The following is a 14,961-nucleotide window of genomic DNA, read 5'->3' as shown; positions in this document are numbered from 1 at the left end:
CCCACCGTCTGGGCCGCGGGCGGTTGTTCCGGCTGGTACCAGGACCGCACGGGCCGTGTCACCACCATCTGGCCCGCGTCGACCTGGCAGTTTCGCCGTCGCACCCGAGCCATCGACCCGGATGAGTATGTGCTGACGGCGTCGCGCGTCGCCCCGGACCAGTACATTTCCGACGGTTCCGACCGCGTGGGCGTCGGCGAAGCGCAGCCGGGGTCATGACGAATTCACGCCGCCCCCGAGCGATCGGCTGCGCCTGCGGCCACCGCAGACCTCTGCCCAAGGAGTCGCTGGTGTCCACAGTACTGAACCGTAACCCGGCCACCCGGCTCTTCGCCTTCGAGGCGTTGGGCACCGTGCTGTGCGCGGTGCCCATGCTGATGGTCACCGCATCAGGCCATCCCAGAGTGCCCGAATGGGCCCAGTTACTGGGGCTCGCCCTGCTCCTCACGATGATCGGGGCGCTCACGCATACGTGTCGGCTGACCATCGCCGACGGGCTGAGACTGATCACCTGTGGGGCTACCGGGCAGGGGGAGGGGGCAGCCAGGCGGCTGCACCAACAGTCCGGAGCGGAGCGGCGGTTGGGGTGGCTGCTGGTCCTGTATCCGGTCGTGCTGGCGATCCTGCTGCCTGTCCCCGATACATGGGTGCGTTTCTGGTTCTGGTCCACACTGCTGCTCAGCCTGTCCGCGATGCTCTCACTCGGCTTGCTGCTGCGCGGCGCGGGCCACGCGGACTGCCGGCAGGAAGGACTTCTGAAGGCCGCGGGCCCGTAGCGCCGGATGTCGGACGATGTCACGGTGTCAGGACCTCGTCGCCGCGTGCCGCCTGGCCGATCACGCGGGCGTCGAACTCGCCGAGACACCGCGCTGAAGTGAGCAGTAGTCCGGTTCTCGGGGGTGGCGCCACAGGCCGGCGGGTGAAGGAGAGGGCGGCGTCGGTGACTCAGGCCGCCGCCGAGGAGGGCGTAGGTGTCGTGCACGGTGTTCTCGTCGGCCGCGGTGATGCCTTGCTCCGCGCACAGGAGGCCGCGGTATGGGTGAAGAGTTCAGTGCGGCAACCAGCGGGAGCCGAGCCAGGACCGTGGGAGGCTGACTTGAGCAATTGTCAAGATCTGTGGATGGGGCCGCGGCCTTGTCAGCGGGGCGGGTTAGGGTGGGCGGCGCCCGCTCGGGTTTCGGCCCGCAGTGTCTGCCATGGGCGGCCTGGGGCAAAGGGGGGTGGCTGGACGGTCCCTCTGGTACGCCTCGGGGATCGGAGTAGACGCCCGATCCCACCCCCCTTCACCCTCCTCGGCACGCCGTACCCGGGGCACCGCACTCGGACGCGTGCTCATGCCGCCAGTTCGTCGCGCTCGACCAGGACGCCGTTCTCGAACCGGGCGCCGGCGCGGACCAGGGCCACGAGGTGGGCGCCGCTGATCGCGCGCCAGCGGGCCTGGGCGGACTCGACGAGCTTGAACACCATGGCGAGCGCGGCGGCCGGGCTGCCCGCGCCGCGGGTGACTCTGGTGCGGAGCTTGACCGTGGAGAAGGTTGACTCGATGGGGTTCGTGGTCCGCAGGTGGATCCAGTGCTCGGCCGGGAAGTCGTAGAACGCCAGCAGTTCCTCGCGGTCGTCGGTGATCTTCGCGACGGCCTTGGGGAACTTGGCGCCGTAGGTCTTCGTGAACGCGTCGATCGCTTGCTCGGCGTGGGCACGGTCCTCGGCGTTGTAGATCTCCTGCATCGCCTTCGTCGCGCCTGGCTGTGCGGACTTCGGAAGGGCGTTCGTGACATTTCGGGCTTTGTGAACCCAGCACCGCTGGTGCCGGGCGCTGGGCAACACCTCCGCGAGGGCCTTCCACAGGCCCATCGCGCCGTCGCCGACCACCAGCTCGGGGTCGCGCATACCGCGCCTGCGGCAGTCGCGCAGCAGGTCGGCCCACGACTCGGTGGACTCGCGCAGCCCCTCGGCGAGCGCGATCAGCTCCTTGGTGCCGTCCAGGCGCACGCCGAGCAGGATCAGCACGCACGAGTGCGCCTGGCCGAGCCGGACCTTTGGGTGCACGCCGTCGGCCCACACGTACACGTAGTCGGTCTGCGACAAGTCGCGCTGCTGGAAGGCGGCATCCCGACCCGCGCTGCAACGCGGGCCTACTCGGTGACCATCAAAGGATCATTCGGGAAGGTACGCCTTCCGCGTGCCCTCCCGGAACCGATCCACAGACATCCGAGCTTGGTATGAAGTCAAGCCGCGAGCCTCACCGGCGCCGTGGACGCGGCGGGGAACGCTTTGCCGGGATCGAACTTCTGCCCGGTCTGCGGGCAGTGGTAGAGGCACCCCAGGAAGCGGTTGAAGACGTTGCGCATGGCGGCGGTGTGCCGGTCCCCAAGGTCCCGGCGTCGGTCGTATTCGGCCTTGACCTGTGGGGAGGGCAGTGCCCCGAAGATCCATACGTAGCCTGCGGCGGCCAGCCGCTGGTTCTTCACCCGCCGGTGGCGCACGAGGTGGCTCTTGCCGCTGGCGATGGTGACCGGCGCCGAGCCGGCATACGCCTTCAAGGCGCGGGCGTCGGCGAAGCGGGTGCGGTCGTCACCAATCTCGGCCAGAACGCGTGCGCCGGTGAGCGGCCCGATCCCGGGGAAGCTGCCCAGGATTTCGGCGTCCGGATGCGTGGCGAACGCCTCGGCCGCAGCCTCGGCGAGGTCGTCGGCCGCCCGGCAGGCGGCATCCAACTGGGCTACCAGCGCGAGGGTTTGCCGCCCCATTGCCTGCTCGATGAGCGGCGGCTGGTGCAGGTAGTCGCCGGTGAAAATGGTGCGCAGCCGTTCCGCCCAGACCTCGATGTTCCGCTGCCGTCCGGATCTGCGCAGGGCGGCCCGCAGTTGGGCACGGGTCAAGCGGGCGGCGGTGTGCGGGTCGGGTGCCACGGCGAGGACCGCGCGGGTCTCCCGGGAGTCCAGGCCCACGCCGCGGACGGCGAACGCCGCGAGGGCGGCTGGGTAGTACTGCTTGAGGTGCGAGCGCAGTTGGTTGTTGAGCTGGGCGCGGTTCCACACCGTGTCCTGCTGGGCGCGGGCGAGAACGGCGTTCGCCCGTACCAGTTCGGAGTCGGCGGGCAGGGGCCGGTGCACGTCGGCGTCGGTCCGCAGGATGTCGGCCAGTGTCATCGCGTCGGCGTGGTCGGACTTCGCGCGGGCGCTGCGGTGCCGCTCGCGGTAGCGTGCCACGGCCATCGGGTTGATCGAGTACACCTTGCGGCCGGTGGTGCGCAGGCAGGCGAACAGCAGGCCGCGGGCGGTCTCCACCGCGACCGGTATCGGGGCTTGAGCGCAGTCACCGGCTTCAGCGAGCAGGGCAAGCAGCTGGCGGAAACCGTCCGCGTCGTCCTTGATGCGCTGCTTGGCGACCAGTTTTCCCGTCTCGTCGACCAGCGCCACGTCGTGGTGGTCTTCCGCCCAGTCGATCCCGCAGGTGATTGTCAACTTCAAGCTCCCTACTCTTCGTGCTCGTCCTGGTGTGAGCCTGCGCAGGGCGCGCCGCGACCTAATAGGAGGGCTCGATGGCCCGACATCCGATGAGCAGTTCGCAGCCCCAGCTTCCCGCACGGTCCCCGGTCTCTGGAAGGAGCTCGGCGGCTCGCGTGGTGAGGGAGAGGTGGCCGTACGGACGGCTCAGGTCACGATCATGACGTCATCGTGGAGATGTTCGATGTGCTTCGGCAGGTGCACGGTGACGGGGCCCTCTGCCTGTGGAGAGGAGTCCGGCTCCAGGTCTTGAGTAGGGGTCACCCGTCACCGTGCACAGCTATTAGGTCTTGAGCATTGCTCCCTTCTGTCACCCATCCCCGCATCTCGGGGGAACCCCAGCCCCTGGTGTGGCTGAGCGCTGTAGGTGGCCAGTCTGAGCACTCTCGTTGGCGACTATCCGCTGTCGGCGTCGCTCGCGCTGCCCTCGACCGCCACTGTCGCCGTCGAGCTCGCCCCGACACCCGCCCTCCCGTCCACCGAGCCGCCCCAATCCGGGGCCGCGCGGGGCTTGCGGCGTTTCATGTCCGCCGTGGCTGCGGGGAAAGGGGAGCTGATCGCTGTATTCGGCGTACCTGTGATCAGCGAAACCCACCCGTTCCGTTAGCATGTTCGAGCTCGCAACGATCGCATTGAAATATGACAAAGCGGCTGAAATTGATATCTAGGGTAACGCGAATGTTTTCGCGAATAGACGGCAGAAATAGGTTCGCTGCATGGCGTCAACCACGCGTCATGCTGTGGGTCGCGGTGAGTGTGGTGGCCCTCGGATTCCTCATTGCACTGGAGGTCGCCGCGCGTCGGTACGGCGAGCCGGGGCCGATCACCGACCAGGCGCGAGAGGTGATATTCGCCCCCAAATCGGGGACGGTGTTGTACGTCAGTATGGCGTTGATGATGGTGGTGCTCACCTGGCGGCAGCGGTTCGTCGCGGTCGGCGCCGCGATCGGCATCGATGTCGTCTTCTGGCTCGTGCGGTGGGCGGTCGACGCCGAGATGATGTTCGGCAACGGCGCGTTGTGGGTGACTTTGGCCTGTGCCGTCATCGCTGTCACGCGCCGCACCGGCCGGGACCGTGTCCTGCTGCTGAAAGGCGTCGGACTGGCCCTGCTGCTGGTGGCCGGCCGCAAGACCGGCTACACCTGGCTGCTGATCACGTCGAAGACCCGCCCGGCGGTGCTCGACCAGTACGTGGCAACCGCCGATCATGCGTTGGGTAACCCGTCGTGGCTGGTAGGCCGGATTGTCGAGGCTACTGGCACGGTCGGCGCCCACGTTCTCGACTGGGTCTACATTCAGCTCGCGGTGGCCGCGGTCGTCGTCGCGCTGTACCAGCTGCGCAACGTGGCGGTCGAGCGCCGCTTCCCGGGCCATCATCTGGTGCGTACCTTTTTGGTCATCGGCCTGCTCGGGCCGGGCATCTACATGATTTTCCCGGTGGTCGGACCGATCTTCGCCTACGGCGCGGACGGGGGCCACTGGGCGGTGGCCAACCTGTGGCCCGACACGCCGCCGCCGGTCAGTACCCCGCACCCGATGCTCTTCGACGAGATCACCCCGCGCAATTGCATGCCCAGTCTGCACACGGCGTGGGCTACCGCGATCTTCATTCATTCCCGCAAGGGCCCGCGGGCTCTGCGATTCGCAGGCGCGTTCTGGCTGATCGCCACGCTCGGTGCAACGCTGGGCTTCGGCTACCACTACGGCGCGGACATCGTCGCCGGTGTGGTGTTCACGCTCACGATCGAGACGGCGCTGCGCTCGCTCGACCGCGGCTGGGACCGGTCGGGAATCCAGCTGGTCGTCTACGGCGCCGCGGTCTTCGCTGGGCTCTTGGCGTCGTATCGCTATCTGTCGGTGGAGATGGCCGGACATCCGTGGGTGTTCGGGCCGCTGCTCATTCTGGCGATGACCTCAGTGGTCTACGGCTACGTACGGACCACCAAGCTGTGGGACCGGAAGGCCGCGTCGACGCATCTGCCGGAACCGCGACGCGAACCGCAGCCCGAACTGGTTTGAGTCATGTTGCAGCGGGTCGTGGGCTGAGCGCCTCCCGGGTGGGGCCGGGAGTGTGGCTGAGCGCTGTGGTTGGCCAGTCTGAGCGCTCTCGTCGGCGACTGTCCGCTGTCGGCGTCGCTCGCGCTGCCATCGGCATCGCCTCGGTCGCCGTCGATGGAGGCCCGGACGCATGGGGCATGGGGCTGGTGGTGGGGACCCGTCCGGATGCTCCTGTTGCCGGCCTGTGTGAAGTCAGCGCGCGGCGGGGCTCCTGCGGGCCCCGCCGCGGAGTCGGGGCCCGCAGGAGCGCTCCGTTGTTGACGTGTCCCTAGAAGGGCTCCGCGGCCCGGAGGAGACCCTGCGGAAGGTAGGGGGATTCGACGCGGATGCCCCACCCGCGACGGCGAGCGTGGCAAGCCAGGGCGAGGATGTCGAGGTTGACGGAGGCGTCCGGATCGTCGGCGCGGTCGGCGACCTGGTAGTAGTCGCGGTGGGCTTCGAGCGCGTCGGCCAGGGCCAGGTTGAAGCTCTCCTCGTCGCCCTCCACGAGCTGCGACAGCAGCACGGCCGGCGGCATGGCGAAGCCCCAGTCCTTGGCCTTCTCGGCCTGCTGCAGCGCCCGCTTCGCGGCCGGTTCGGGATCAGTGCCCTTCAGATAGGCGTGGAGGGCTTCGCGGTACGCGCTGAAGGCGGAGCCGTCCGGCTGCGCGAAGGCAGGACCGGTGAGGACCAGCGGTGCGAGGTCCTCGCGTGCGCCGGTGATGAGGGCGAAGGCAGTGGCCTTCTGCCAGGTGCTGGCGCCGGCCTTCTCGCCGCGCTCGGCCCGGTAGCGCAGTGCGCGGCCGTCGACGGTCACCTCGGCCTCGGTGCCCGGCTCCGCAAAGGCGATGTGAAACAGGGCCGCCCCCGTCCGGGAGGCCAGCTTGAGGTTCGCGAGCTGAGGGTCCGTCACGTGGCCGGAGTCCTCCGCACGCCACTTGAAGAGTCGTTCCTGGTCGCTCATGACGCTGTTGAGCCGCCAGACGTCGAGGGATTCTCCGTCGACGGCGGTGAACGCCTCCTGGACGTGCTTCTCGTACAGGGCCGCCACCTGCGGGGGCACCGTCCGCTCGCAGGCCGGCCGCTCCACCACCAGCGGGCCCGCGGCAAGCGCGGCCACGGCGTCCGGCCGCCGATCCCTGCCGAAGCCCGCCACCCGGGGGCCGCGGCTCTCGAAGCCGGTGATCAGAGCATGCGGGAGGTAGCCGGTGCGGACGGCCGGTGCCCAGCCCAGGGTGTGGTAGGCGAGTGCGGCAAGGGCGATGGGGACAAGCGGGAGCAGAGTGCTCGGGGCGGCCGCAGGGCCGTGCAGGGTGGCGTGCCTGGCCAGGAGGTCGGCCAGCGCGGTATCGAAGGCATCCCGGTCCTCGGCGGCCAGGGCGCGCAGCGTGCGCAGCGCCACGCTGTCCGGCCGGTCCAGGAGGGCGTCACCAGTCTCCCCGGCGCGGGTACGGATGCGGTCCAGGGCCGCGTCGATGGCGGCGAGCTTGACCTGCGCGCTCGGCGGGTACTCCTCGTCGTCGCCGGTGTCGTCCAGGACCACGGCCATCAATCCCGTGGCCAGTTCGCCAACAGGCGTCCCCTGCGCCTGCTCGGCGAACTTCTTCCGGGCGAAGTGGAAGGCCTCGCCGTGCCACCTTGCTTTGTCTCTGAGGACCGACAGGCACAGTGCGTCGGTCCACTCCCCGGGCGTGATGCTCTCTGCGGGGGCATCCTCGCCCGGGTCGTAGCTCATGCCGAAGTTCACGTACTCCAGGAAGACCTGGAAGCGGCAGTGCGGGTGGTATGCGGCGTAGGCGACGGCGCCAGCAGCGGCTTCGGAGGCGTCCTTGAGGGCGGCCTTGGCCTCCGGGGTGTCGAGGTCGGGTATCTCGACGGAGAGGGCACCCAGGTAGTCGAGGAACGTGTCGGCGATCGACTGCCATTCGCAGGTGGTCATCCGGCCGGCCCGCGACATGGACCGCACCTGGCCCCCGATCCGGTTGGTGAAGTCCTCGCGCGCTGCCGACACGACGGCCTCGCCCACCTGGTGACGCTCTATCCGCACTGTCCTGCTCCTTGATCGAATCTCTGCGGACAGCCTAGGTGCGGGATCTGACAGGCCACGGCTGCCGGGTACGGGGGCTCCAGCCGGGCCGGGCCGAGGGTCTTGTGGCGGTGCGGGGGCGGTGATGCGGGCCGGCGCCTGGACCGAATGAATCCGAAGCATGCCACTGCCGTGACACGCCGCCGCCAGCATTGCCGAGAAACCAGCACACCCACCATCCCGTCAGCCACCACATGGGACCGATCACATCGGACTCATTCGTCTAGTGCCGCATCAGGCAACGTTCGTCCTGCAGGAAGCCCTGCCTGTTGACGGTTTCGGACGCTGGCGATAATCAACCGATGAGCGCTATCGATCGTCCTATGCCGCCCCTGAACAGCGACGAGCGCACGACGCTTGAAGGCTGGCTCGACTTTCACCGCATCACACTCGCCATGAAGTGCGAGGGGCTGGACGAGGAGCAGGCCGCCGTCGCGTCCGTGCCGCCGTCCGGCTTCACGCTGACCGGCCTGGTCCAGCACATGGCGGAGGTGGAGCGGAACTGGTTCCGTCGTGTGTTCGCCGGAGAACAGGCTCCGCCCATCTACGAACCGCAGGCCGACCCGGATGGCCCCGACGGTGGCTTCGATGTGGCTGCGGGCGCCACCCTGAGCGATGCCCTCGTCACCTGGCACACGGAGATCGCCCGCGCCCGTGAGCACTGCGCCGACCGTGCTCTGGCCGATACGGGTCGCTTCATGGAGCAGGACGTCAGCCTTCGCTGGATCTACGTCCACATGATCGAGGAGTACGCCCGCCACAACGGCCACGCCGACCTGGTCCGGGAACGCATCGATGGCACCACTGGCGTATAGCGCCCGAGGCCCGCTGCACGCGACCCCCGGCGGCCGGGGCGGTGGTGATGCGCTGCCCGTACGATGACCGGCGTGACCGTCCGCCGCGCCCTTGGCGCGGGCCCCAGGCAGGCGTAGGACGCGAGCATGCGCCTGCTGTAGCGAGTGGCGGAGTGGTCGGCGCCGAGGACCCGCGCCCGGTCCGCGACCACTCCGGCCATCAACCGCGCCGCCTCCGGGGACTCCCCGGCGATGTCGAGGTAGAACGCACGCATGTGGCGGCTCTGGACGGTGTCGGGATGGTCCGGGCCGAGGATCCGAGCCTGGTCAACCGCCAGCTGCTCCATCAGCCGCGCCGCAGTCGACGGATCCAGATCGCGCTCGGTCTCCCGCACCCGGGTGTAACGAAGAGTCAGTTCCTCATGGGTCGGCGGGACCTCTCCGGCCCGCTGCGGACCGGATTCAGGGAGTCGGCGACGGGGTAGCAGCAGGGGCACGGGAGGGGGGCCAGGGGGAGGCCGGCGTTGACGGCGGCTCGGTCGAGTTCGAGGCCGTTGCAGAAGCTGGAAAGGTGGGGCAGGTCGGTGGCGCGGACGGAGGTGATCCACTCGGTGAGCCGGGTGTCGTTGCCGGAGGCCGGGGTCAACAGCTCGGCGAACTCGCTCACGTATCTGGCGAGTTCGGTCATTTCGGGGCAGGTGGCGGTGAGGGCGGCCAGGAGGGTGGTCTCCTTGTCACGCAGGCGTTCGGGGTGGGTGAGCAGGAGCCGGGTGGCGCGGCGCGGGGTGGATACTGGCCTGTCGCCTTCGGCGCGGCCCTGGTTGAGGTAGCGGTGGAGCAGGTTGGGGCTGCCGGTGTATCCGAGGGCTTTGATCTCGCGGAAGAGTTGGGTGACGGGCACGGCGGGGTCGGCGGCGCGGCGGGTGCGGAGATGGTCTCGGTAGGGGTCTACGAGGGTGGGCCGGTACTGGGGGGCAATGCGCTGGGCCGTCGGCTCGGGTGAGCGGGCGTACCGTTTGGCGGTGTTCAGGGCCAGGCCCAGTCTGCGGGAGCAGTCGAGCAGGCCGACGCCCTGGGCGAGGAGGTCGTGGACCTTGTGCCAGCGTTCGCGGGTGGTCTGCTCGCGGACGCCGCCGGGGCGGGGCGGGTTGGCGGTGCCCCAGCAAGGGGCGTGGGCGCGAACCTCGGCCAGGGGCTTGGTGCACAGGTTGCTCCGCAGATGCCAGCGGTCGCTGACCTGCGCCGCGTCGGGAAGGGCCCGGCGTATGGCCTCGGCGTAGGTGGCCGAGCCGTCCCGGCACACGACCTCGATTCCCTCCTTCCCCCGCAGCCAGATCTCCAGGGTGGCGGCTTCGCGGTCGGGGAGCACGTCGACGCGTTCCCCGGTCTCGGCGTCGATGATGATCGTGGCGTAGCGGTGGCGGCGGCGCAGAGCGAAGTCGTCGACACCGATCACCCGTGGAACGGGCACCGTCGGAGTGGGGATGCGCCGCAGCAGGCGCAGGGCGGTGGCGTAGGAGACGGGCGCGGCCAGGACCCGGGTGAGGCGAGAGGCGGCCCGGCCGCATAACTCCTTGACCACCCCCGAGATCTGGCCGGTCAGACGCGTGGTGCGGCGTTGATGGCGCTCCAGCAACCCGGGAACCTGCTCGCGGAAGGTCTGCCGCCGGCAGCCCAGAACCGGGCAGACCAGGCGCCGCACCCGAACGCGGACCACCACCCGGCGGCCGTCAACTGGCACATCCGCCACCGTCCGGCCGTGATACCCGTGCACCCTCCCCGTCGCAACCCCGCACACTGGGCAGGGCGCGGGGGCGTCCCGGGTCCGGGCGGTGACTCGGATCACCGCGCCGCCGTCCGCCACATCTTCGATGACCAGCGCCGACAATCCGGAAACACCACGCCTGCGAGGAAGTTGATGTCAGTCATGTCTCATGGTGACAGGCAAATACTCAACGTCACCACCGACTACGGAACAGAGCCGATCGTTTTACAGTCCCAGCCCTGGCGATCTCGGCAGAGAATGCAGTTGTCCTCCACGTGGTTTCCATGAACGATCCGGGTGTGACCATGTTGTTTCTGACAGTCGGCCTGCCGGGGGCCGGAAAGACCATAAGGGCTCGGCAGCTAGCCAAGGAGCACAACGCGCTTCGGCTGACGCCTGATGAGTGGATGATTCCTCTGTTCGGCGAGCCGGAGGCGGACGGGAAGCGCGATGTCCTGGAAGGACGGCTGTTCTCGCTGGCCCTGGAGACGCTGAGGCTTGGAACAAACGTGGTCCTGGATTTCGGATGCTGGTCTCGTGACGAGAGGTCCGCGATCCGCTGGTTGGTGGAGTCCGTAGGCGCGTCCTGCCACCTCGTGTACGTGCCGGTGGACCATGAGACCCAATGCGCTCGGATCGCCCATCGCCAGTCGACCACTCCGGATCAGACCTTTCCGATGAACGAGGCGGACCTCTTGCACTGGAGGACGCTGTTCCAGGAGCCCAACGCCGCGGAACTCGGCGGGCACGAAATCGGCAGTCCGCCTCCTGGTTGGCCGGGCTGGCCCGAGTGGGCTGCCGATCGGTGGCCGTCTTTCACGTGACTGTCCGGCCCCACCTTGGTCAGGCCTCATCCGGGAGCCTGATCGACCGGCTACTCGCATGCTTCCCCTGTACACTCGCTCGTAGCGTTCATCGACGAGCACAAGGGCCGCTTCGGCGGCTTCGAGCCGATCTGCAGGACGCTCACCGAGCACGACTGCAAGATCGCCCCTTCCTCCTACTACGCCTACAAGAAACGGCTGGCCTCTCCGTCAACACGTTCGGTGCGGGACGCGGAGCTCAAGGAGCTGATCAGCCAGGTCCACACCGCCAACTACCGTGTCTACGGGGCGCGGAAGATCTGGCGCGCGCTGAACCGGCAGGGGCATACCGTGGCCCGCTGCACCGTCGAGCGTCTCATGCGCGAACTCGGCATCCAGGGCGCGATCCGCGGCAAACGCGTGATCACCACGCTCCCCGGCGGGCAGGTCGACCGGGCTCCGGACCGTCTCGACCGTGATTTCGTCGCCAGTGCCCCCAATCGCTGCTGGGTCGCGGACTTCACGCACGTCGCCACCTGGAACGGGGACAGCCACGGTCGACACGCCGACTTCCGGAACCAACCTGGCCGGGACACGCCTCTGTTGAGTCAGACCGCGGACGGACACCGGACCGGCGACATACCCCGGGAGAGCCAGCCCCGAAGAGCGGCAGACGGTTCACGAGTCACCCGGACCGGCGTCCTACGGCACGCTACGAGCGGCCAACCCGACCGCGTCCCGCTTTCTCCATATAAGTCGGCGGTTCAGTCAAGCGGTGCCCCGAAGCCCGGTGACACCCCCCCGAGGTCATGTCTTCGACAGGGGGCAAAAATCATGCCGGGCCCGGAGGCCAGCGGCCCCGTTGCAGGACCGCGAAAAACACAACGGGGCGACGAACCTGTAGGCCCCGGCTGAGCGCATCCTTCAGCGGGTCCGAACGGGGCGCGGGAGGGCGGGCTGTGTCCCGCCGGCGGGACCGCGCCGGAGCTTCGACCTCCGCGACATCCCACCCGTCAGTCCCGCCGAGGTCCCGTCCCGGTGCGACCCGGGCGGGTCCGCGGATACCGCTCATTCACCCTCTACCACAGTGGTTGCCGCGCCATCGAGTACGGCCACCATCCAGGCAAGTAAGTCCTTGTCGGCGCTCTCCGCCGCCCTTTGCCAGCGCTCTTTCTGCTGGTCCCTCAGCTCCAATTGGACGCGGACGACTGACTTCCCGCCGGCTAACTCTCGGCTGCCGCGGATCTGGCGCCGGAGCTCGTTGCGGGACCAGCCGAGCAGTTCCGTCTGGGTGAGCCAGTTGTCCTGCTCGGCCTCGGTGAGACTGGCGACCTCGGCGTGGTGCTGGAAGCTGAGCTTCGCCCGGCGCCGCTCCGGGCTGAACCGCCGGGCCACCCAGGCGTAGTTGCGAAGGGTCTGGTAGTCGAGTGAGGTCTCGACGATTGCCTCTTTGTACCGGTTTGGGTAATTCGACTGCCCGAAGATAAGCCAGTCTCCCAGCCACCAGGCGGAGGAGTCGGAGATCACGTGAATCTGCCGCCCCAGATTGCGCCATTCATCGATGGTCATGCTCTCCGATATGGAGAGCATGACCCTCTTGGTGATGGCCCTGCCGCCGACTCCGAGACGTTCCTGTGGGGACCTCGTCGTCGACACAGTGTTGTTCCGGCCCGACACTGTCGCTGTTCTGTGGCCAATGTCTGACATAGATCCTTTGCCTTGCCTTGGACTTTCGCTGCCTGATTGCGGCACGAGATTGCCAGGGTCGGCTAAATATTGACTATACGAAAACTTGACGTAATTTTTTGGTAGAGTTAAATTTTCGAAAAGGCCTTCACGGTCGTGGATTCCGGCTCCTCGCTGTCGAGTCAGTGGAGGCGTTGCGCGATCCAGACGCTGCGGGGAAAGTGTTCCAGATCGACAAGCTCGGCCGCACACCCTGCCGCGGCGAAGGCATCCCGGTACTGGGCATCGGTGAACAGTGACATCCGCACGGTTTCGGCGATATGTCGTATACCTCCGTCGGGGGTGGCATCGGCATAGTGCACGGTCATTTTCACTCGATTGTCGCAGTCTCTCTCCAATGCCGAGTGGGAAAGTCGATGGATTACCCGATCTTTCCGTCTGATCACATCGCTGGCCAAATATCCGGGAATGAATTCAGCCGGACGGAACCACGGTTCTATCAGGAGGATCCCTCGCGGGGTCAAATGATGCACCAGGCGATTGACGGCCGTCTGCAGTTCCTGGTCCGAGCGCAGGTGAGAGATGGCAAACATACAGATCACGGCATCAAATCGCGCCCTAATTTCAAAATCGCATATGTTGCCTGTGTGAAATTGGACACCCGGAATCATGTTCCTGGCGAACGTGAGCATGTCCCCGGACAGATCTAGCCCTTCGACCCGTTCGAAGAGGTCCACCAGGAAGCGCAGATGCAGGCCTGTCCCGCAGGCTGCGTCGAGCAGCGAGGAGGCTCCAGGTTTCCGTTCGCGGACCAGCCTCCCCACTTCCGCCGCCTGATTCTTGTAATCCTTCCCCCGGCTGCGCATGAGGAGGTCGTAGACTTCGACGTAATCCAGCTCGTACACAGAATCCCGTCCCTGCTTTCCATTTCGAATGTTACGTTTCAGATCTTCTTGTCCGGACCGGAAGTTTGGCGGAAGTTGTTACTCTTCGAGTGTGGATGGGTAGCTCTGGTATGATAGGTGTGCTGTTTTTGAATACGGAGGGGCGTTTGTAGTGAATGATTCAGGGCAGTCAAAAGTCTTCGATGTGGTCCAGACCGTGGCTGTGCTGGCCGCGATTCCGCTCGGTGTGATCCCCCTTGTTCAGTACCTCGCGAGCAGCGATCACGGCCGTCTGTTCCGCGCCCTGTTCGGGGAACAGACCGGCTCGATGGCCCTGTTGCTGCCTGGCCTGGTCATCGCCGTGGCGGTGGTGATCGTTGGAGTGGCGGAGGTCGGAAAGAAGCGCGGCGGCGCGTCGTAGCGAGGAGAGTGTCGCGGGCCCAGGGCCGACAGGCCGCCGGGCCCGCGACTGCTATCGGGCCAGGCACCACTCCAGCACCGCCATGGCGCTGTGCAGTTTGAACCGCGCCTGCTCGAAGGCGATGCTCGCAGGCCCGTCCAATACGTCGGCGGTGACCTCCTCCCCTCGGTGTGCGGGGAGGTCGTGCATGAAGAAGGCACCCGGACACCGGGCCATCACTGCGGCGTTCACCTGGAACGGTGCGAAGTCCCGCCGCCAGTTCGGATCGGTTTTGCTGGTCCCGGTGGTGTTCCATCGGGTGCCGTAGACGACGTCCGCCTCCGGCAGTGACTCCATGTCATGGCGCTCGCCGACCCAGCTGCCGTAGCGGCCGGCCAGGGTCCGCGCCTCGGCCAGTACCTTCGGCGCCAGACCGTAGCCCTTCGGCGTCCGGAATTCGATCGCCGTCCCGGGGAACCGGGGCAGCGCCAGAGCGAGCGCCGCCGCCGTGTTGTTGCCCTCTCCGACGTAGAGCAGCCTCAGACCGTTCAGCCGGCCGAAGCGGGCCCGCAACGTGGCGAGATCCGCCAAAGCCTGGGTGGGGTGCTCGTCGGCGCTCATCGCGTTGACGACCGCCGGGCAGTACTCGGCGATCAGGCGCATCTCGTCCGGGTCCCCGGCGGTACGGATCACCAGCCCGTCCAGCATTCCGCCCAGCACCCGGGCAGTGTCCTCAAGTGATTCTCCGGTGTTGAGCTGGAGATCTCCCGGGCCGTAGGTGATCACGCGGGCGCCGAGGCGCAGCGCCCCAGTGGTGAACGAGGTACGGGTACGGGTCGAGGTCTTGGTGAAGTACACGCCGATCACCCGTCCCCGCAAAGGCTCGTGCCGGGCCGTCGGGTCCACGGCGATCTCCCCGGCGCGCCGCACCATCCAGGCGAGGTCGGCGTCGGTGAGGTCGCGCAATGAGATGACATGGCGGGTGTCGGCCATGGGT

General features: G+C 67.6%; 13 protein-coding genes and 1 pseudogene. 6 read left to right on the top strand and 8 right to left on the bottom strand.

The window, feature by feature from the left end; translation table 11 throughout:
* Window positions 1-290 precede the first annotated feature (290 nt).
* The gene (locus BT364_RS13215; RefSeq protein WP_072485351.1) at window positions 291-776 is read left to right on the top strand and encodes a hypothetical protein; all 486 of its coding nucleotides are present in this window, start codon (window positions 291-293) and stop codon (window positions 774-776) included.
* Window positions 777-1,332: 556 nt separating this feature from the next.
* On the opposite strand, the pseudogene BT364_RS13210 reads toward BT364_RS13215, so the two are convergent.
* Both BT364_RS13210 and BT364_RS13205 read right to left on the bottom strand, forming a co-directional pair.
* Window positions 1,333-2,106, bottom strand: a pseudogene (locus BT364_RS13210) (IS256 family transposase); the annotation flags it as partial.
* 122 nt (window positions 2,107-2,228) lie between these two features.
* Window positions 2,229-3,467 (bottom strand): IS110 family RNA-guided transposase, encoded by a 1,239-nt coding sequence (locus BT364_RS13205; protein WP_072485350.1) that lies wholly within the window; start codon window positions 3,465-3,467, stop codon window positions 2,229-2,231.
* Between the two features lie 777 nt (window positions 3,468-4,244).
* On the opposite strand from BT364_RS13205, the gene BT364_RS13195 reads away from it, so the two are divergent.
* On the top strand, window positions 4,245-5,528 hold the full coding sequence (locus BT364_RS13195) for a phosphatase PAP2 family protein (RefSeq protein ID WP_072485348.1): 1,284 nt from the start codon (window positions 4,245-4,247) through the stop codon (window positions 5,526-5,528).
* Between the two features lie 307 nt (window positions 5,529-5,835).
* Here BT364_RS13195 and BT364_RS13190 read toward each other — a convergent pair whose 3' ends face one another.
* Window positions 5,836-7,572 (bottom strand): immunity 49 family protein, encoded by a 1,737-nt coding sequence (locus BT364_RS13190; RefSeq protein ID WP_072485347.1) that lies wholly within the window; start codon window positions 7,570-7,572, stop codon window positions 5,836-5,838.
* A gap of 362 nt (window positions 7,573-7,934) precedes the next feature.
* Between BT364_RS13190 and BT364_RS13185 the strand changes: the two genes are divergently transcribed.
* The gene (locus BT364_RS13185; protein ID WP_072485346.1) at window positions 7,935-8,447 is read left to right on the top strand and encodes a DinB family protein; all 513 of its coding nucleotides are present in this window, start codon (window positions 7,935-7,937) and stop codon (window positions 8,445-8,447) included.
* On the opposite strand, the gene BT364_RS44155 is transcribed toward BT364_RS13185, so the two are convergent.
* Together BT364_RS44155 and BT364_RS13175 are read right to left on the bottom strand one after the other, a co-directional pair.
* Entirely contained in the window at window positions 8,360-8,773 is a 414-nt protein-coding gene (locus BT364_RS44155) for a tetratricopeptide repeat protein (protein ID WP_331734681.1), read from the bottom strand. The genes BT364_RS13185 and BT364_RS44155 overlap by 88 nt on opposite strands.
* A gap of 65 nt (window positions 8,774-8,838) precedes the next feature.
* Window positions 8,839-10,314 carry an ISL3 family transposase gene (locus tag BT364_RS13175; RefSeq protein ID WP_371268587.1) on the bottom strand — a complete coding sequence of 492 codons (1,476 nt, stop codon included), beginning with the start codon at window positions 10,312-10,314 and terminating at the stop codon, window positions 8,839-8,841.
* Between the two features lie 176 nt (window positions 10,315-10,490).
* Here BT364_RS13175 and BT364_RS13170 point away from each other — a divergent pair, with 176 nt between their 5' ends.
* Both BT364_RS13170 and BT364_RS44150 read left to right on the top strand, forming a co-directional pair.
* Window positions 10,491-11,015 carry a P-loop nucleotide/nucleoside kinase family protein gene (locus BT364_RS13170; RefSeq protein ID WP_072485344.1) on the top strand — a complete coding sequence of 175 codons (525 nt, stop codon included), beginning with the start codon at window positions 10,491-10,493 and terminating at the stop codon, window positions 11,013-11,015.
* Between the two features lie 222 nt (window positions 11,016-11,237).
* Window positions 11,238-11,909 carry an IS3 family transposase gene (locus tag BT364_RS44150; protein WP_177328113.1) on the top strand — a complete coding sequence of 224 codons (672 nt, stop codon included), beginning with the start codon at window positions 11,238-11,240 and terminating at the stop codon, window positions 11,907-11,909.
* Between the two features lie 153 nt (window positions 11,910-12,062).
* On the opposite strand, the gene BT364_RS13160 is transcribed toward BT364_RS44150, so the two are convergent.
* Both BT364_RS13160 and BT364_RS13155 read right to left on the bottom strand, forming a co-directional pair.
* On the bottom strand, window positions 12,063-12,584 hold the full coding sequence (locus tag BT364_RS13160) for an LmbU family transcriptional regulator (RefSeq protein WP_072485507.1): 522 nt from the start codon (window positions 12,582-12,584) through the stop codon (window positions 12,063-12,065).
* 278 nt (window positions 12,585-12,862) lie between these two features.
* A complete protein-coding gene (locus BT364_RS13155) occupies window positions 12,863-13,585 on the bottom strand; it encodes a class I SAM-dependent methyltransferase (RefSeq protein WP_072485343.1) in 723 nt (240 codons plus the stop codon).
* A gap of 196 nt (window positions 13,586-13,781) precedes the next feature.
* Here BT364_RS13155 and BT364_RS13150 point away from each other — a divergent pair, with 196 nt between their 5' ends.
* Window positions 13,782-13,985 (top strand): hypothetical protein, encoded by a 204-nt coding sequence (locus tag BT364_RS13150; RefSeq protein ID WP_143166484.1) that lies wholly within the window; start codon window positions 13,782-13,784, stop codon window positions 13,983-13,985.
* A gap of 51 nt (window positions 13,986-14,036) precedes the next feature.
* Here BT364_RS13150 and BT364_RS13145 read toward each other — a convergent pair whose 3' ends face one another.
* The gene (locus BT364_RS13145; RefSeq protein ID WP_072485341.1) at window positions 14,037-14,957 is read right to left on the bottom strand and encodes an ornithine carbamoyltransferase; all 921 of its coding nucleotides are present in this window, start codon (window positions 14,955-14,957) and stop codon (window positions 14,037-14,039) included.
* Between the last annotated feature and the right edge of the window lie 4 nt (window positions 14,958-14,961).

Source organism: Streptomyces atratus, from assembly GCF_900119365.1.
Classification (GTDB): domain Bacteria; phylum Actinomycetota; class Actinomycetes; order Streptomycetales; family Streptomycetaceae; genus Streptomyces; species Streptomyces atratus_B.
This window is presented reverse-complemented; position numbering and strand designations above follow the sequence as displayed.